The 17,068-nt window shown below is 67.8% G+C and carries 21 protein-coding genes; 10 read left to right on the top strand and 11 right to left on the bottom strand.

What is annotated here, in order from left to right; translation table 11 throughout:
- Positions 1 to 33: 33 nt before the first annotated feature.
- From hslO to ACUJ46_RS00210, 4 genes are all read right to left on the bottom strand, one after another.
- Entirely contained in the window at positions 34 to 948 is a 915-nt protein-coding gene (gene hslO, locus ACUJ46_RS00225) for an Hsp33 family molecular chaperone HslO (protein ID WP_445388445.1), read from the bottom strand.
- A complete protein-coding gene (gene argF / locus ACUJ46_RS00220; protein ID WP_445389499.1) occupies positions 948 to 1,886 on the bottom strand; it encodes an ornithine carbamoyltransferase in 939 nt (312 codons plus the stop codon). The genes hslO and argF overlap by 1 nt, the downstream gene beginning before the upstream one ends.
- Positions 1,886 to 3,070 carry an aspartate aminotransferase family protein gene (locus ACUJ46_RS00215; protein WP_445388444.1) on the bottom strand — a complete coding sequence of 395 codons (1,185 nt, stop codon included), beginning with the start codon at positions 3,068 to 3,070 and terminating at the stop codon, positions 1,886 to 1,888. Before ACUJ46_RS00215 ends, argF begins: the two co-directional genes overlap by 1 nt.
- An 82-nt stretch (positions 3,071 to 3,152) precedes the next feature.
- Positions 3,153 to 3,974 (bottom strand): ABC transporter permease, encoded by an 822-nt coding sequence (locus ACUJ46_RS00210; RefSeq protein WP_445389498.1) that lies wholly within the window; start codon positions 3,972 to 3,974, stop codon positions 3,153 to 3,155.
- A 134-nt stretch (positions 3,975 to 4,108) separates the two neighbouring features.
- Between ACUJ46_RS00210 and ACUJ46_RS00205 the strand changes: the two genes are divergently transcribed.
- On the top strand, positions 4,109 to 4,924 hold the full coding sequence (locus ACUJ46_RS00205) for a GcrA family cell cycle regulator (RefSeq protein WP_445388443.1): 816 nt from the start codon (positions 4,109 to 4,111) through the stop codon (positions 4,922 to 4,924).
- 183 nt (positions 4,925 to 5,107) lie between these two features.
- On the opposite strand, the gene ACUJ46_RS00200 is transcribed toward ACUJ46_RS00205, so the two are convergent.
- The 7 genes from ACUJ46_RS00200 to ACUJ46_RS00170 form a co-directional block, all read right to left on the bottom strand.
- Complete coding sequence (locus tag ACUJ46_RS00200; protein ID WP_445388442.1) at positions 5,108 to 6,499, bottom strand: ammonium transporter; 1,392 nt, start codon at positions 6,497 to 6,499, stop codon at positions 5,108 to 5,110.
- A gap of 23 nt (positions 6,500 to 6,522) precedes the next feature.
- Positions 6,523 to 6,861, bottom strand: coding sequence for a P-II family nitrogen regulator (locus ACUJ46_RS00195; RefSeq protein WP_445388441.1), 339 nt, complete (start codon positions 6,859 to 6,861; stop codon positions 6,523 to 6,525).
- Positions 6,862 to 7,034: 173 nt separating this feature from the next.
- Positions 7,035 to 7,241: a putative signal transducing protein gene (locus ACUJ46_RS00190; RefSeq protein WP_445388440.1), complete on the bottom strand. Its 207-nt coding sequence runs from the start codon at positions 7,239 to 7,241 to the stop codon at positions 7,035 to 7,037.
- Positions 7,242 to 7,267: 26 nt separating this feature from the next.
- Entirely contained in the window at positions 7,268 to 8,677 is a 1,410-nt protein-coding gene (gene tldD / locus ACUJ46_RS00185; RefSeq protein ID WP_445388439.1) for a metalloprotease TldD, read from the bottom strand.
- 68 nt (positions 8,678 to 8,745) lie between these two features.
- Positions 8,746 to 9,171 (bottom strand): DUF6691 family protein, encoded by a 426-nt coding sequence (locus ACUJ46_RS00180; protein WP_445388438.1) that lies wholly within the window; start codon positions 9,169 to 9,171, stop codon positions 8,746 to 8,748.
- Positions 9,171 to 9,605 (bottom strand): YeeE/YedE family protein, encoded by a 435-nt coding sequence (locus ACUJ46_RS00175; RefSeq protein ID WP_445388437.1) that lies wholly within the window; start codon positions 9,603 to 9,605, stop codon positions 9,171 to 9,173. The genes ACUJ46_RS00180 and ACUJ46_RS00175 overlap by 1 nt, the downstream gene beginning before the upstream one ends.
- Positions 9,606 to 9,617: 12 nt before the next feature.
- Entirely contained in the window at positions 9,618 to 10,919 is a 1,302-nt protein-coding gene (locus ACUJ46_RS00170) for an OmpP1/FadL family transporter (protein WP_445388436.1), read from the bottom strand.
- 218 nt (positions 10,920 to 11,137) lie between these two features.
- On the opposite strand from ACUJ46_RS00170, the gene ACUJ46_RS00165 reads away from it, so the two are divergent.
- The 9 genes from ACUJ46_RS00165 to ACUJ46_RS00125 all read left to right on the top strand — a co-directional run bounded on the left by ACUJ46_RS00165 (position 11,138) and on the right by ACUJ46_RS00125 (position 16,838).
- On the top strand, positions 11,138 to 11,926 hold the full coding sequence (locus tag ACUJ46_RS00165) for an SDR family NAD(P)-dependent oxidoreductase (RefSeq protein WP_445388435.1): 789 nt from the start codon (positions 11,138 to 11,140) through the stop codon (positions 11,924 to 11,926).
- A gap of 176 nt (positions 11,927 to 12,102) precedes the next feature.
- Positions 12,103 to 12,702, top strand: coding sequence for a Maf family protein (locus ACUJ46_RS00160; RefSeq protein WP_445388434.1), 600 nt, complete (start codon positions 12,103 to 12,105; stop codon positions 12,700 to 12,702).
- Positions 12,699 to 13,508 (top strand): shikimate dehydrogenase, encoded by an 810-nt coding sequence (aroE, locus tag ACUJ46_RS00155; RefSeq protein WP_445388433.1) that lies wholly within the window; start codon positions 12,699 to 12,701, stop codon positions 13,506 to 13,508. The genes ACUJ46_RS00160 and aroE overlap by 4 nt, the downstream gene beginning before the upstream one ends.
- 16 nt (positions 13,509 to 13,524) lie before the next feature.
- Positions 13,525 to 14,121, top strand: coding sequence for a dephospho-CoA kinase (gene coaE, locus ACUJ46_RS00150; RefSeq protein ID WP_445388432.1), 597 nt, complete (start codon positions 13,525 to 13,527; stop codon positions 14,119 to 14,121).
- Positions 14,122 to 14,170: 49 nt separating this feature from the next.
- Positions 14,171 to 14,854 carry a DNA polymerase III subunit epsilon gene (gene dnaQ / locus ACUJ46_RS00145; protein ID WP_445388431.1) on the top strand — a complete coding sequence of 228 codons (684 nt, stop codon included), beginning with the start codon at positions 14,171 to 14,173 and terminating at the stop codon, positions 14,852 to 14,854.
- A 14-nt stretch (positions 14,855 to 14,868) separates the two neighbouring features.
- Positions 14,869 to 15,447: a ribosome hibernation-promoting factor, HPF/YfiA family gene (gene hpf / locus ACUJ46_RS00140; protein ID WP_445388430.1), complete on the top strand. Its 579-nt coding sequence runs from the start codon at positions 14,869 to 14,871 to the stop codon at positions 15,445 to 15,447.
- Between the two features lie 140 nt (positions 15,448 to 15,587).
- Complete coding sequence (locus ACUJ46_RS00135) at positions 15,588 to 16,052, top strand: PTS sugar transporter subunit IIA (RefSeq protein WP_445388429.1); 465 nt, start codon at positions 15,588 to 15,590, stop codon at positions 16,050 to 16,052.
- Entirely contained in the window at positions 16,049 to 16,516 is a 468-nt protein-coding gene (locus tag ACUJ46_RS00130; RefSeq protein WP_445388428.1) for a PaaI family thioesterase, read from the top strand. Before ACUJ46_RS00135 ends, ACUJ46_RS00130 begins: the two co-directional genes overlap by 4 nt.
- A complete protein-coding gene (locus tag ACUJ46_RS00125; protein ID WP_445388427.1) occupies positions 16,503 to 16,838 on the top strand; it encodes a DUF1491 family protein in 336 nt (111 codons plus the stop codon). The genes ACUJ46_RS00130 and ACUJ46_RS00125 overlap by 14 nt, the downstream gene beginning before the upstream one ends.
- Positions 16,839 to 17,068 lie beyond the last annotated feature (230 nt).

The raw sequence follows: 17,068 nt of genomic DNA, 5'->3' as shown, positions 1-17,068 counted from the left end.
GGCACTGACCGGCGCCCAGCAAAGGTCGGAGGCTCAGACGTCCATCAGGAACTGGCGCGAACAGAATTCGCAATCCACCGCGATCACGCCATCGGCGTTGCGCATCTCGCGCCGCTCGGCCTCGGGGAACTGCTGCAGCACGCCCCGGATATGCTCCACCGAACAGCGGCAGCCGCGGCGCAGGGTCTCGGCGGGCAGCACGCGCACCTCGGCTTCCTCGTGGAAAAGCCGCCACAGCAAGGTTTCCAGCGGCAGCGCCGGGTCGAGCAGTTCGTCGCCGCCCAGCGTGCCGCCAAGCGCCGCGACATGCGCCCAGTCCTCATGGCCTGCCTCGACATCGAGACGCGCCTGCCCTTCCTCGCCACGCGGCAGAAACTGCAGCACCATGCCCCCGGCCAGCCAGCGACCATCGGCCCCGCGCCCGGCGACAAGCCGCACCAGTGTCGGCAACTGCTCGGAATTGGTGAAATAGCCCTGGGCCGCTTCCTCAAGCGTCTCGCCGCCCAGTTCAACAATGCCCTGGTAACGTTCAGCCGAAGCCGTCTGCTCCATGGTGATCGCCAGATAGCCTTCGCCGAACAGGCCCTTCAGCGTGTCGGACGCCTCGAAACGGCGGTCGAGATCCTGGGCGGCATAGCCGCGCAGTTCGCCCAGCCGGTAATCGGCAACCATCAGGCTCACCGGCCCCGCTTCGCCGCGCGCCTGCAAGGTCAGCTGGCCGTCATCCGGGCGGAAGAGATTGCCAAGCAGGGCCGCCAGCACCAGCGCCTCGGCCAGCAGGCGCGCCACCGGCTCAGGGTAGGCATGGGCCGAGAGAATGTCATCCAGAACGGAATCCAGCCGCACGATCCGGCCGCGCGCGTTGCGCTCGGGGATGGTGAAACCCAGCAGCCGGTCGCCGTCGCGGGGGGGCGCAGGAATCGGGGTCGGGGCGGGCGTATCAGTCATCAGTCGAGCTTCCCCAGCGCCCAGAGCAGCAGCGCCTTCTGCGCATGCACACGGTTGGCGGCCTCGTCCCACACGGCCGATTGCGGGCCATCGATCACGCTGTCGGTCACTTCCTCGCCGCGGTGGGCGGGCAGGCAGTGCAGGAAGATCGCGCCGGCAGACGCCTGCGCCATCAGCATCGGGTCCACCTGGAAGGGCTCGAAGGCGCGGCGGCGCTCGTCATTGTCGGCCTGGCCCATCGAGACCCAGGTGTCCGTCACCACCACATCGGCGCCGGCCACTGCCTCCTCGGGCGAATGGCCGATGCGGATGTCGGCGCCGCGCGCCCTGGCCGCAGCCACGAAACCCTCGTCCGGCTCATGGCCGTGCGGGCAGGCAATCCTGAGCGTGAAGCCCAGAAGCCCGGCTGCCTCGATGGTGGAATTGCACACATTGTTGCCATCCCCCACCCAGGCCCAGACCATGCCCTCGACACCTCGGCCAAGGCGCTCCTCCACCGTCATCAGGTCGGCGGCGATCTGGCACGGGTGGGACATGTCCGTCAGGCCGTTCACCAACGGCACGGCGGCGTTGCGGGCAAAGGCCTCGACATCGGCATGGCTGTTGGCGCGGATCATCACGGCATCGACAAAGCCGGACATCACGCGCGCCGTGTCGGCCACCGTCTCACCCCGGCCAAGCTGCATGTCGCCGGCGGCAAGGGTCAGCGCCGAACCGCCCAGCTGGCGCATGGCGATCTCGAAGGAAATGCGGGTGCGGGTGCTCGGCTTCTCGAACACGCTGGCCAGCACATGGCCGGCAAGCGGGGCGTCGCTGTCGGGCGCGCCATGGGGCAGGCCGCGGCGGGCGGCCTTGCGCGCTTTCGCATGATCCAGCACGCGGCGCAGCCCGCCCGGCCCGAGGTCCGACAGGTTCAGGACATGGCGCAGGCCCGCCATCATGCCGCCTCCCGGTCGTCGAAGGCGGCAGCGGTCGCCGAAAGCTTCTCCACGCATTCGCGGATGTGATGCTCCTCGATCACCAGCGGCGGCAGGATGCGGACCACATTGTCCCCGGCGGCCACCAGCAGCAGGCCGAACTTGCGCGCCAGCGAAACAAAGGCGCGGCTGTCGCCATTGAGCTTCAGGCCCAGCATCAGCCCCATGCCGCGCACATGGTCGAACAGGGCGTGGTTCGGGATCATCTGCTCAAGCGCCGCGCGCAGCCGATCGCCCTTCTCGCGCACCTGCGCCAGGAATTCGGGGGTCGCCGCCACGTCCAGCACGGCGTTCACCGCCGCCATGGCCAGCGGGTTGCCGCCATAGGTCGATCCATGGGTTCCGGCCACCATGCCGGTGGCGGCCTTCTCGGTGGCGAGGCAGGCGCCCACGGGGAAACCGCCGCCAATGCCCTTGGCGATCGCCATGATGTCGGGCGTCACGCCATATTGCTCATGGGCGAACAGCGTGCCGGTGCGGGATACGCCGCACTGCACCTCGTCCAGCACCAGCATCAGGCCGTGCCTGTCGGCAAGGTCGCGCAGGCCCTTCAGGAAGGCCGCCGATGCCGGGCGCACCCCGCCCTCGCCCTGGATCGGCTCGACAAGGAAGCCGGCGACACTGTCGTCGATCGCGGCTTCCGCCGCCGCCAGATCGTCGAAGGGCACCACATGGAACCAGTCCGGCAGCGGCTCGAAGCCCTTGCGCAGCTTTTCCTGATCGGTGGCGGAAATCGTCGCCAGCGTGCGGCCGTGAAAGGCATTGGAAAAGGTGATCAGCCGGTATTTCTGCGGATTGCCCGTGGCGTAATGATAGGCGCGCGCCGTCTTCACCGCGCATTCCACCGCCTCCGCGCCGGAATTGGTGAAGAAGACAGTATCCGCAAAAGTCAGCGCCACCAGCCGTTCCGCCACCGACTGCTGCTGCGGCGAACCATAGAGGTTCGAGACATGCATGAGGGTGGCGGCCTGCTTCTGGATCGCCGCCGTCAGGTGGGGGTGGCCATGGCCCAGCAGGTTCACCGCGATGCCGCTGGCGAAATCCAGCCATTCCTTGCCGGCCGCATCATAGAGATAGCAGCCCTCGCCTCGCACCGGCGCAACCTCGCACCGGGGATAGACAGGCATGAGCGGGGAAATGGCCATGTGAACCTCTTCGCTTCGGGTCGCCACAACGAAAAAAGGCGGCGCGTCCGGCCGCCTCTCCTGAAGTGATCCAGATAGCGGCTCAGGCCCGCAATTTCCACCCTGATTTCAGGAGCAGATATGCCGCAGCCCACAGCAGCAGGCACAGCCCGCCCACGATGATCGCCCCGGTCAGCGGCGGCGCTTCGGAAACACCGATGAATCCGGCGCGAAAGCCGTCGATCATGTAGAAGAAGGGGTTGGCGAGGCTGATCGCCTGCATCGCCTCGGGCAGCCGCTCGATAGCGTAGAATGTGCCCGACAGCAGCGTCAGTGGCTGGACGAGGAAGTTGGTGACGGCGGCGCCATGGTCGAACTTGTCGGCCCAGATTCCGGTCAGCACGCCCAGCAGCGCCAGCATGGCGGCCCCGGCCGTGCCGAAGAAGAAGACAAGCAGCGGGCTGGCGATCGAGACATCGACGCCCGGCCACAGCAGCATCGCGCCCCAGATGGCGAGGCCGACGGCCCAGGCCCGCGTGACCGCGCCCGCGACATAACAGAACAGAAGCTCGCCATTCGACAGCGGCGGCATCAGCACATCGATGATGGTGCCCTGCACCTTGCCGATGATGAGCGACGACATGGAGTTGGCGAAGCTGTTCTGCACCATGCCCATGATGATGAGGCCGGGCGCGAGGAAAGTGGAAAAGGGCAGGCCCAGCACCTCGCCCCGCTGCTGGCCCAGCGCCAGGGTGAAAATGGCCAGAAACATGAGCGTGGTGATGGCCGGCGCCCACACGGTCTGCATCTGCACCTTGAAGAAACGGCGCACTTCCTTCAGATAGAGGGTGCGTATCCCCAGCCAGTTCAGGCCCTGGATCATCGGAACGCCGGGTTCCGGATGCACGGGCATCCCCGGCGCCATGGCCTGGCCGGCAGGGGCGGCAGGAGTATCGGCGGACGTTGCTTTGGTGTTCACGGCCCAGCCCTATACGGCTGGCCCGCGCCTCGCAAGCATCCAGCCGGCTCCGCACAGGAACAGGAACGGAAAACGGCCTCATGGCATGGACGGACGAGCGCATCGCGCTGCTGAAGCAATATTGGGAAGAAGGCCGCTCGGCGAGCCAGATCGCGGAACTGCTCGGTGACGGGCTGTCGCGCAATGCCGTCATCGGCAAGGCGCACCGCCTCGGGCTGGCCTCGCGCCCCTCGCCGCTGAAAACCGGCGACCAGAAGGGCGCGGCAAAGCCCGCGCGCAGCCGCACGGCAAAACCGGCGACGGAAAAGGCCGCGGGTCCTGAGGCCGAGCCACAGGCCCCCGCCGCGCAAGCCGGCAAGGCCGATGCCCCGGGCACGGACACCCCCGCCGGAAAGGCGACGACGAGCGCGAAAGCGACCGGCAAGACAGGCGGGGCCGCTCCGGCCTCAAAGGCCGACACTGCTGAAGCCGGCCATGCGCCTGCCACGCGCGAAACCAGCCCGGAAACCGTCGTTGCAAAAGTCGCTGCAACAGAGAAGGCAGCCGTGAAGCGGCCGGTCGAAACCGCACCGCCCGTCGCGCGGGCGGCCAGGGTCGAGCCCGGGCATGCGGATATTCCGGAACTGCCAGGGGCCATTCCCCGCTCCAGCCGCGCCAGGACCGGCCGCGCCAAGGGCGGCAAGATCTCGCTGCTCGATCTCAACGATCGCATCTGCAAATGGCCCATCGGTCACCCGGACGAGCCGGATTTCCATTTCTGCGGCAAGCCGGTGAACCCGGGCTTCCCCTATTGCGGCGAGCATTGCCTCGTTGCCTATCAGGCGCAGATGCCGCGCGGCAGCCGGCCGCCCGGCCCATCGCGCCCCTTCGGCCCCAACCTGCCCCGCCCGCGCTGAGCGCGGGCAGGATTGAACGCCCGCGCTGAGCGCGGGCAGGCTGCACGCATGAAAACGCCCATGGACCCGCCCGGCCATGGGCGTTTTTCGTGCGGGACGTCGCGCTGAGAGGATAAAAAAAAGCCCCCGGCAGGTTGCCCTGCCGGGGGAGGTTGGTTCCTTGGGGAGGAAGTCTGAATTCGATCAGTAGTTGTAGGCCCGCTCGCCATGTTCGCCGAGGTCGAGGCCGCCCCGTTCCACATCGGGCGAAACCCGCAGGCCGGTCAGCATCCTGGCGATGGAGAAGGCGATGAAGGCGCCCACACCCGACCAGACGATGGCAACGATCACCGACTTCACCTGGATCCACAGCTGGGCGCCGAGGGCGTAGTCGATGGCTCCGGGGCCACCCAGGGCGGGCAGCATGGTTACAGCGGTGCCCACCGATCCGACGATCCCGGCAACGCCGTGGATGCCGAACACGTCAAGCGAGTCGTCAATGCCGAGTTTCGGTTTCACCTTCATGACGAAGATGCAGGCGAGCATCGCACCAACCGCGCCGACCAGGATGGCGCCGAACGGGCCGGAGTTGCCGGCGGCGGGCGTCACGGCGACGAGGCCGGCAATGGCGCCCGAGCAGGCCCCGAGGAGCGAGCCGGAGTGGCCGAGCAGCTTTTCCGTCAGCATCCAGAAGAGTACGCCGGCAGCGGTTGCGGTGAAGGTGTTGATGAAGGCGAGCGCGGCCGAGCCATTGGCTTCCAGAGCCGAGCCGGCGTTGAACCCGAACCAGCCCACCCACAGCAGGCCCGTGCCGATCAGGGTCATGGTGAGCGAGTGCGGGGCCATCAGTTCCTTCTGGTAGCCGATGCGCTTGCCCAGCATCAGCGCGCCGACCAGGGCTGCGATACCGGCGTTGATGTGGACGACCGTGCCGCCGGCGAAGTCCAGCGCGCCCCAGCCGAAGATCAGGCCGGTGGTCGCTTCGTCAGCGCCTTCGTACCAGACCATGTGGGCGATGGGGTAATAGACGATCGTCAGCCAGACGGCGGCGAAGACCATCAGCGCCGAGAATTTCATCCGCTCGACAAGGCCGCCGACCACCAGCGCGATGGTGATGGCCGAGAAGGTCATCTGGAAAGCGATGAATACGAACTCGGGGATGACCACGCCTTCCGAGAAGGTTGCGGCCGTGCTGTCGGCCGTCACGCCCGACAGGAAATATTTGCCGGAGGAGATGATCTGGTTGGCGTCGCCCCCGAAGGCGAGGCCGTAACCGAAAATGACCCACATCAGCATCGCCAGCGCCGCGACGCTCAGCACCTGTGTCAGCACCGAGGCCATGTTCTTGGTGCGCACGAGGCCGCCATAGAAAAGCGCAAGGCCCGGCACGATCATCAGCAGCACAAGGACGGTGGAGACCATCATCCAGGCGGTATCGCCCTTGTCGGGCACGGGGTCGGGCACGGGCACGGCTTCGGCAGCCGGCACGACGGCGGCCGCATCTGCGGCGACGGCCGCGGCTTCCTGGGCGAAAGCGGGCGCCGCCAGCACAAGGCCGGCCAGTCCCGCTCCCCAGGCAAGTCTGTCCAGTTTCATCATAGACCCTCCTGACAGCCGCATCACAGAGCGGTTTCGTTGGTTTCGCCGGTGCGGATCCTCACCGCGCCGGACATGTCGAAAATGAAGATCTTTCCATCACCTATGGAGCCGGTGTGCGCGGCCTGCTGGATCGCTTCCACCGCGCGCTGGGCAAGTGCGGAGGTGACAGCCACCTCCACCTTCACCTTCGGCACCATGTTGGTGGAATATTCCGCGCCCCGGTAAATTTCGGTCTGGCCCTTCTGTCGGCCATAGCCCTTCACCTCGGTTATGGTCATGCCCTCCACGCCAAGCGCCGACAGCGCTTCGCGCACATCGTCGAGCTTGAAGGGTTTGATGACGGCGACAATCAGCTTCACGTCTGGCATCCCCTCTTGGCTGCAACCGCCGCGCCCCGATCGGACGGACGGACATGAGGAAGCCATGCAGAAAGCGTGCCAACCGCAATTCCCGCTGCAGCGCAGCAGAAACAGGCAAATATCTGCCTAAATTTTACTCAGGGAAATTCGCCGCCGGTTACTCGTGCCCAAATTCAGGGCAGATCGAGCAGGGTGCGGGCTGTGTCCGCATCGGCTGCCGGCACCATCAGCCGGATGCCGGGAAAGGCGCCACCCAGAAGCCCCGAAAAGCCGGCATCGAACAGCCGGGCATCCAGCCCCTCGGACCGGAGGCGCCCCTTCAGGATCTCCGCCAGCGCCGGGTCATTGACCACCGCGATCTCGACAAGCGCGTCCGTCATGCTGCCTCCATGGGGGTGCGCATCGCTCAGCCCGTGCCGCCGATGGTCAGCCCCTCGACCAGCAGGGTCGGCTGGCCGACGCCTGCCGGAACCGATTGGCCCCCCTTGCCGCAGGTGCCGATGCCCTCGTCCAGTTCCAGGTCGTTGCCGATGGCGACGATCCGGCGCATCACCTCCGGGCCATTGCCGATCAGGGTCGCGCCCTTCACCGGCGCGCCCAGCCGGCCATTCTCGATGCGATAGGCTTCGGTGCAGCTGAACACGAACTTGCCCGAAACGATATCCACCTGCCCGCCGCCGAAGCTCCGGGCGTAGATGCCGTTCTTCACGCGCGCCAGGATTTCGCCCGGATCCTCGCTGCCGGCCGCCATGAAGGTGTTGGTCATGCGCGGCATGGGGGCATGGCAGAAGCTCTCGCGCCGGCCATTGCCGGTGGGCGCAACGCCCATCAGCCGGGCGTTCATCCGGTCCTGCATATAGCCCTTCAGATAGCCATCCTCGATCAGGACAGTGCGCTCCGTCGGCGTGCCCTCGTCATCGACGCTCAGGGAACCGCGCCGCCCGGCGATGCTGCCGTCGTCGATCACCGTGACACCGGGCGCCGCGACCCGCTCGCCCACGCGGCCGGAAAAGGCCGACGTGCCCTTGCGGTTGAAATCGCCTTCCAGCCCGTGGCCGACGGCCTCGTGCAGCAGGATCCCGGGCCAGCCCGGCCCCAGCACCACGGGCATTTCGCCGGCGGGCGCGGGCACGGACTCCAGGTTCACCAGCGCCTGCGCCAGCGCCATGTCGATCGCGCGCTGCCAGGCCGCCTCGTCGAACAGGCCGTCATAGAGCGTGCGCCCGCCAAGGCCCCAGCTGCCCGATTCGCGCCGCCCGTTGCTCTCCGCCACGATGCCCACGTTCAGCCGCACCAGTGGGCGCACATCGCGCACCCGCACGCCATCGGCGCGGATGATCTCCACCACATTCCAGCTGGCGGCGAGATTGGCCGTCACCTGCGCGACCCGCGGGTCGCGCGCCCGGGCGGCGGCGTCGATCCGTTCCAGCAGCGCCACCTTGTCGGCAAAGGGCACGGCGGAAAGCGGGTCGGCATCGGTATAGAGCCTGCGGTTCGTGCCACGCGGCGGCTGTGCCGGGGCGACTCCGCCATGGCCTGCCTTCACCACGGCGACGGTTTCGGCGGCGCGGCGGATGGCGCCTTCGGAAATCTCGTTGGCGTGGGCATAGGCGCTCACTTCGCCGGCGATGCCACGCAGGCCGAAGCCGCGCGCCTGGTCGAAGCTTGCGGCCTTCAGGCGGCCGTCATCGAAGGCGAAACTCTCGGAGGCAGATACCTGCAGGTAAAGCTCGCCATCCTCCAGCCCGTCCAGCGCCTCCTTCGTCAGCCGTTCGGCGGTCGCGGGGTCGAGTTCGGCAAAGAGAAGCTGGTCCATGGCATGGAACATAGGCACTGGCGCGACCAGCGCCAGCCCCCACCCCTTCTTTCCGCTGTGGCCCGGGGTTATCCGGCCAGAGCCGGCGTTCGCAGTGGTCGCCCGGTCAGCACCAGCCCCAGCGCCAGCCCGCCCACGAACGGCAGGGCCGCGACAGGCGCAAGACCCAGCGCGACGATGCCCGGGCCGGGGCAGATGCCGGCCAGCCCCCAGCCCACGCCGAACAAGGCCGAGCCGCCTGCAAGCCGCGCATCGACCTTGCCGCCCTCGGGGGCCTCCAGCGGCGCACCGGCGATGGAAAGCTTCCGGCGTTCCGCCGTCAGGAAGAAGGGCAGGGCCGTCAGCACCGCCCCGCCCATCACGAAGGCAAGGCTCGGGTCCCAGTTGCCCGTCCAGTCGAGGAAACCGAGAACGCGGGCCGGGTCGGTCATGCCGGACAGGATGAGGCCGAGACCGAAGATGATGCCGAAGAGAAAGGCGCGCAGGGTCCGCATCAGGCGCCCCCTGCCAGCACATGCCGCACGACATAGACGGTGACAGACGCCGTCGTCATGAAGATGGCGACAGCGGCGAGCGAACGTGGCGACAGGCGCGAAAGCCCGCAGATGCCATGGCCGCTGGTGCAGCCCGAGCCGATGCCCGCGCCCAGCCCCACCACCAGCCCGGCAACCGCCAGCACCTCCCAGCGGAGCGCGACCAGCATCACCGAAGGCCCGCCGCCCATCAGCAAGTGCATCCCCCCGGCCGCCACCAGCCCGGCCAGGAAGGCCCAGCGCCAGCGGCTGTGCGGCGTGCCCGACAGGGCCGAGCGCGCGATGCCGCTGATCCCGGCCAGCCGGCCATCCAGCAGGTAGAAGCCGCCGGCCGCCAGGCCGATGAGAAGCCCGCCGGCAAGCGCCGGCAGATAAGGGGTGAGAAGGTCGAGCATCCGCGTCCTTTGCTACAGCTTCACGCCCAGCGAAAGCCCGAAGGAAATCTCGCCAAGCCGGTTGTCCACCTCGCCGCCGCCGAAGCCGCCGTCCGCAGGCATCCCCGGCGGGATCGAGCCCTCGCCCCGAACGGTCGTGCGCGGGGCCACCAGCAGGTGCGAGCTGATCTCGAGGCCCGGCCGCGCCGCATAGGTGAAGCCGGCGGTGAAATGATCCTGCACCACGCCCGGCGCCAGCGTGTTGAGGAAGGTCTCGGACGGGCGCACCGGCTGGCCGGAATGGCCATAGCCGGCACGCAGGGTGAAATGTTCGGAAACGCGATAGGATGCGCCGAATTTCACCACATTGATGTCGCGCCAGCCGAAACCCGGCCCGCCCTCGGCCCCGAAGGGCACGCCGGCGAACAGCGGCGCCAGCGGCGTTCCGACAGACGCAACGCCCGAATATTCGATGCGCTTGAAATCGGCCGCCAGGTCCAGCCTGTCGGTCGCGGCGATGGAAACGCCGCCACCCCAGCTCGCCGGCACGTCGAAGCCGCCGCCATCGGCGAACAGCCCGGCATATTTGTCGAAGCCGTTGGTCCAGACCTTGGACTGATAGAAAAGGCCGGCGCGAAAACCGTCGGCAAGCTGGCCCAGCCAGCCCAAGCGCACGCCGCCACCCCAGGACCAGCTGACCCCCTTGCCGGTGAAGTTCGCCGGATCCACCGAGGCGGCGGCGAACGGCTCGATGCCCTTGGCGCGGAAGCCCTGGACGACGAGAATGGGCGAAACGCCGATGCTGTGCCCGCTGGCCACCTCCACGGCGACGGTGGGCGTGATGAACACCTGCTTCAGGTCGATCCCGGCGCGCCCCGTGGCGCCGAAACGCCCATAGGGGTTGGCGCGATATTCGGTGTTCATGCCGCCGTTTCCGGCGATCGTCAGGCCAACCGCCACGCCCTTGCCAAGCTGGCGGACATAGCCGAACTCGGGCAGCACGAAGGGGTTGGCGCCATTGCCGCTGTAATCCGCATCCGGGCCGAAGGCGTTGCCGCTTATGGAAACGGACCGGTCGGGAATGAAGATGTCCACCCCGACGTCGAAGCGCGATCCAATGGCCGTGGCCGACGCCGGATTGGCCGCCATGGCAAGGGAATCCTGCGGAAAGGCGATTCCGGCGCCGCCCATGCCCTTGGCCTTGGCGCCATTGCCATGCAGGAAATAGCCGTCGGTCGCCATGGCGGGCACAGCCGTTGCGGCCGCCAGCAGCAGCGCCATGGTCCCGATATGGAAATGCCTGAAATCCTTGTTCTTGCGCGACGCCTTGATCATTATCGTTCCCGTCCTGTCCTGAAACACCCCCATGGGGGGCAAGCCCGGCCCTGATCGGGAAGCCCGGCCATGGCGGCAAGAAAGAATAGATTTACCCCCCTCATCAGCGAAGGACTGGCCTCCTTTTTCGCTTCTGCCTGTCCCGATGATGGGTTGCGCCCGCGCCGCGGCTGTCGTGGAGTGGCGGCACAGGGAAACAGACAGGCGGGAGACGGGGAATGGAAAAACGGAATCATGACAGGGCGGCATCCCTCAGCGTGGAGGGCCTTGGCGCAATCGTCACGGGCGCCGGCAGCGGCATGGGGGCAGCGACCGCCCGGCTGCTGGGAGCCGATGGCGCGCGCGTCGCCGTGACCGACGTGAACGAGGCCGGGGCGGAATCCGTGGCGGCCGCAATCCGCGACTCCGGTGGCGAAGCCCGCGCCTGGCGGCTCGATGTCTCCGACCGGGACGCCGTCGCGCGGGTGGTGGCCGAAGTGGCCGACTGGGCCGGCCGCATCGACATCCTCGTCAACAATGCCGGAATCGCCGGCTTCGCCCCGATCGACGCCGAAGGCTATGACGCGCTGTGGGACAGGATGCTCGCCGTCAACCTCACCGGCGAACTGCGGATGGTCCAGGCCGCCCTGCCGCACCTCCGGCGCTCGCCCTCGGCCCGGATCGTCAACATCGCCTCCACCGAGGCGCTGGGCGCAACCGCGGGCGACAGCGCCTATTGCGCCGCCAAGGCAGGCGTCACGGGGCTGACCCGCGCGCTGGCGGTCGATCTCGGCCGCGAGGGAATCACCGTCAACTGCGTCTGCCCCGGCCCGGTCGATACCGGCATGACGGAGGCCATCCCGCCCGAAGACAAGGCCGTCTATGCGAAACGCCGCACGGCGCTGCGCCGCTATGGCCGCCCGGAGGAAGTGGCCCACATCACCGTCTCGCTCTGCCAGCCGGGCGCCTCCTTCATCACCGGAGCGGTCATTCCGGTGGATGGCGGGCTGCTGGCCAGAAACGCCTGACGCCACCTGACGCCACCTGGCGCCACCTGGCGCCGCCGCCCGTCATGCGCAAGCGGGCGGCGGCGGGAATGGCCCGCATGGCTTTCCTTCGCGCGAAAGCCGCAATATCAGCCCCTTTCACACCAGCCGAAGATGGCGGCGCCGGCACCGGACGCCGCCGGGGAATGCAGGAACGGATGATCCTTCTCGCCAGTGAAAGCGCCTCGCGAAAGGCCATGCTCGAAGCGGCCGGCGTCACCTTCAGGGCCGCACCCGCGCGGATCGACGAAGCCGGTATCACCGCCGCCATGGCAGGGGCGGCAGCGTCGCCATCCGTCCGCGATGTCGCCCTGCGGCTCGCCGGGGAAAAGGCGCTGAAACTCAGCCGCGCGCACCCCGGCGTCGCCGTCCTCGGTTCCGATTCCATGCTCGAACTGCAGCCGGGCCAGTGGCTCGACAAGCCCGGCAGCCTCGATGGCCTCAGGGCGCAACTGCGCAGCCTGCGCGGGCGTTCGCACAGCCTCGTCTCGGCGGCGGCCTTCGCGCGCGATGGCGAACTGGTCTGGAGCCATGTCGAAGTCGCAACCCTCCTCGTCCGCCCCTTTTCCGAGGCATGGCTCGAATCCTATGTCGCCGCCTGCGGCGAGGCCGTGCTCTCCAGCGTCGGCGGCTATCACCTCGAGGGGCTGGGCGCGCAGCTGTTCGAGCGGATCGAAGGCGACCAGTTCGTCGTCAGGGGCCTGCCGCTCCTCGCGGTCCTGGCCTGGCTCAGAAACGCGGGAGAGATGCAGCCATGATCACGGCAGGTGTCATCGGCTGGCCCATCGCCCATTCGCGCAGCCCGCTCATCCACCGCTTCTGGCTGGAGGCGCTGGGCATCAATGGCGATTATGCGCGCTTCGCGGTGCGGCCCGAAACGCTGGAAGAGGCCATCCGCGCCCTCCCGGCGCTCGGCATCCGCGGCGTCAATGTGACGGTGCCGCACAAGATCAGGATCATGCCCTTCCTCGATCATGTCGAGCCGGTGGCGGCCGGAATCGGGGCGGTCAACACGGTGGTCGCCGAGCCTGATGGCAGGCTTGTCGGCACCAACACCGACATGGCGGGCTTCATGGCGCCGCTTGCCGGCAAGGCGCCGGAAACGGCCCTTGTCATCGGCGCCGGCGGGGCGGCGCGCGCCATCCTCATGGGCCTGAAGGGGGCCGGCGTGCGCCATGTCACGGTCATGAACAGGTCCGTCGGCAAGGCGCGCGCCCTCATCGATGATCTGGGCATCAGCGGCGCGGCGGTGCCACCGGCGGAAGCAGCGCCGCCAGCCGACCTTCTCGTCAACGCGTCCAGCCTCGGCATGACGGGGCAGCCACCCCTGCGGCTCGACCTGTCGGCCCTGCCGGACAGCGCCATCGTCTATGACATCGTCTATGCCCCTCTTGAAACCGAGCTTCTGGCCAGCGCCCGGGCGCGCGGGCTTGCCGTGATCGACGGGCTGGAAATGCTGGTGGGCCAGGCGGCGGTCGCCTTCGAGCGCTTCTATGGCGCGCCCGCCCCGCGCGACCGGGATGCGGCGTTGCGGGCAAGGCTCGCCGGCCCGCAGGCCGGCTGAAACGGAGTAGAGGGACATGGGTTTGAAAAGACGGCCGGTCATCGTCGGGCTCACAGGCTCGATCGGCATGGGAAAATCCAAGATCTCGGACAAGTTCCGCCATCTGGGCGTGCCGGTCTTCGATGCCGATGCCGCCGTGCGGGAAGTGCAGGGGCCGGGCGGCGTCGCCCTGCCCGCCATAGAAACCGAATTTCCCGGAACAACCGGGCCATCAGGCGTCGACCGGGCGAAGCTGGGCGCAGCGGTTTTCGGCAAGCCTGATCGCCTGAAGCGTCTCGAACGCATCGTCCACCCGGCGGTCGGCCGCATGCAGCAACGCTTCCTGCGCCGCAACCGCAGCCGGCGGATGGTCGTGCTCGACATTCCGCTGCTGCTGGAGGGCGAGGGGTGGAAGCATGTCGATCTCGTCGCCGTAGCGAGCGCGCCCTTCCATGTGCAGCGCGCCCGGGTTCTGGCGCGGCCCGGCATGACGCAGGAAAAATTCCGCAATGTCCTGCGCCACCAGACACCAGATTCCGTGAAGCGCGACCTGGCCGATGTGGTGATCGAGACGGGGCGCGGGCGGCTGCTGACCTTCCGCACAGTGAAATCCATCGTTAAAGCGATGCGCTGAGCCCGGCCGGCTTGAAACCGTCTCGATAGAGGCGGATATAGGATGCAAGATGCGTGAGATCGTCTTCGATACGGAAACCACCGGCCTCGACCCGAAGGATGGCCACAGGCTGGTGGAATTCGCCGGGATAGAGCTTCACGAACGGGTGGCGACGGGCCGTGTCATCCATTTCCATGTGAACCCCGGCCGCCCCATGCCGCCCGAAGCCGAAGCCGTGCATGGCCTCACGGACGAGTTCCTGGCCGACAAGCCCCCCTTCCGGTCCATGGCGCCGCAGCTTCTCGACTTCCTCGGCGATGCCGTGCTCGTCGCGCACAATGCCGGCTTCGACATGCGCTTCCTCAATCACGAACTGGAAGCGGCCGGCTTCGCCCCGCTCGACGGCGGCCGCGTCATCGATACGCTGGAACTGGCGCGCAAGCGCCTACCCGGCGCCAAGCATACGCTCGATGCGCTGTGCTCGCGCTTCGGCATCGACCGCTCCGCCCGCGTGCTGCACGGCGCGCTGATCGATGCGGAACTTCTGGCCGAAGTCTATGTCGAGCTGACCGGCGGCCGGCAGATCGGCTTCGACCTCGCGGTCGAGGCCGCCCGCCCGGTGGAAAGCGCCCGCAGGATTCGGCAAGCCCGCCATTTTGAACTTTCCCCGGCCGATCTCGAAGCCCACGCACGGTTCGTGGCCTCGATGAAGGATCCGCTGTGGGAAGACATCGCCCGCACCACGCAGGCATAGCAGGAGAGACGACGATGGATATCCGGGTTTCGGGCCACCAGGTTGAGACGGGTCAGGCGTTCCGGGTCCTTGTCGAGGAGCGCCTGGGCGCGATTGCCGAGAAATATTTCGAGCGCACGATCGCCGCCCATGTCACGCTGTCGAACGGCCCCTTCAACGATTTCGTCTGCGATATCGTCATGCATGTGATGCAGGGCGTGGTGCTCAAGGGGTCGAACCGCGGCGCCACGGCGCAACTCGCCTTCGAGGGCGCGGCCGACCGGATCGAAAAACAGCTCAGGCGCTACATGCGCCGCCTGAAGGATAAGTCCGGCCTGCAGTCGATCTCGGACCTTCCGGTGGCCGACTTCCCGGCCAATGCCGAATATCGCGTCTTCCAGGCCGCACCCGAGGAAGTGGAGGCCCCGGATGCCCCGCTCACCATCGCCGAAACCAAGGTGGACATCCCCGAGGCGAGCGTGTCCGACGCCGTCATGATGCTGGATCTCAGGAACACGACGGCGCTCCTGTTCAGGAACAGCGGCACCGGCGCCTACAACATGGTCTATCGCCGGGAGGATGGAAATATCGGCTGGGTGGAGCCGCGCACCTGAGACTTCCTTGCCAATGGCCGCTAGGTCAGCGGCATCGCCTTGTTGCGGCCGGTGCCCGAAGCGCCGGCCGCACCATCATCCGGACACCAAGACTCCGGGCTGGAACCACTGGACTGACTGCAACCCTGGACCGATTCACGATGGAGCTTGATGAAATCCTGTCGCCCGAGGCCGTAGCGGCATCGGTGGCGGCAACAGGGCAGCGCGGCGTGATGGAGCGCCTGGGCGAGCTTCTCGCCCCGCAATCGGGCATCGCGCCCGACAGGATCGTCGCGGCCCTGATGGAACGCGAACGGATCGGAACCACCGGTTTCGGTGGCGGGACAGCCATTCCCCATGGCCGGCTTCCCGGCGTGCGCGGCATGCATGCAGCCCTCATCACCCTGTCGCACCCGGTCGAATGGCATGCCGTGGACAGTGCGCCGGTCGATCTCGTCTTTGCCCTCCTGGGCCCGGATACGGGCGGCGCCAGTCATCTGAAGGCGCTGGCCAGCGTCAGCCGCGCCACGCGCGACCAGTCGCTGATGGCGAAGCTGCGCGGCGCGCGCGACCCGGGCGCCCTGTGGGCGCTCATCGCGTCGCGGCGCGAAAAGGCGGCGGCATGAGCGGCCAGCCTCCGCGCGATCCGCATCTGGCCGGGCTGGAACGGCTCTATGCCGCGGCGCCGATCAACGCCAAGTTCCGCTCCCGCCTCAGCCTGCCCGAGCGCGGGCGCAGCGAGATCCGCTTCGAGGTCACGCCCGACATCTTCCACGCCGCCGGCGCGGCGCACGGCACCATCTATTTCAAGATGCTGGACGACGCCGCCTTCTACGCGGCCAATTCCATGGTCGAGGACAATTTCGTCCTCACCACGCAGTTCAACCTCTTCCTCACCCGCCCGGTGAAGGACGAGCCGCTGCTGGCCATCGGCCAGTGGGTTTCGGGCGCGCGCCGGGTGCTCATCGCAGAAGCCCGCCTCGTCGATGCGGATGGCGAGGAAGTGGCGCGCGGCCAGGGCACCTTCATGCGCTCGCGCATCCGGCTGGCAGACCTGCCGGGCTATCTGCCTGACGATGGAGCCGCCTGAACCGGCCTTTCCGGCCAGCACGCTCGTGCCGGCCATTTCCCGCCAGGTGATGGCGGCGGGCGGCTTCGCCACCGTGCTTGCAAAGGGCAGCCCATGGGGCGGCGCGCTCCTCATCGTCCACCGCCGGCAGGCGATGGTCCGGGCCTATGAAAAACTGCCCAGCCTCTATGGCGGTCCCTGCTGGAAAGCCGCAGCCGAAGGCGAGGAAGCCGTGGACCGCTTTGTTGCAGCGCAGCGGCGATTCGATCCCGACCTGTGGGTGCTGGAACTGGATGTCGATGATCCGGCACGTTTCGTCCCGGGTTTGCCTACTGCGGATTGACCGCCGACCGCCGATCCACGACGGCCGCGCTGTGCAATGTGACCGGCGCGTGACACCCCTTTGTTCGGGGTGCGCCTGACAGGCCTGACTGACGTTGATGGCAAGGCCCCCGTTGCACCGGCCATTCCGGGCAGAATGGCTGGCATGACAGGCGCGGTTCGCGCGTGACGCCCCCCGGCAACGGCCAATGATGGCCAGGCCGGGCCTGGTGCGGGCCACAAGCCCCATCT

Source organism: Sandaracinobacteroides sp. A072, from assembly GCF_052616365.1.
The sequence above is the reverse complement of the archived record's forward strand: the minus strand, read 5'-3'. Positions and strand labels throughout refer to the sequence as shown.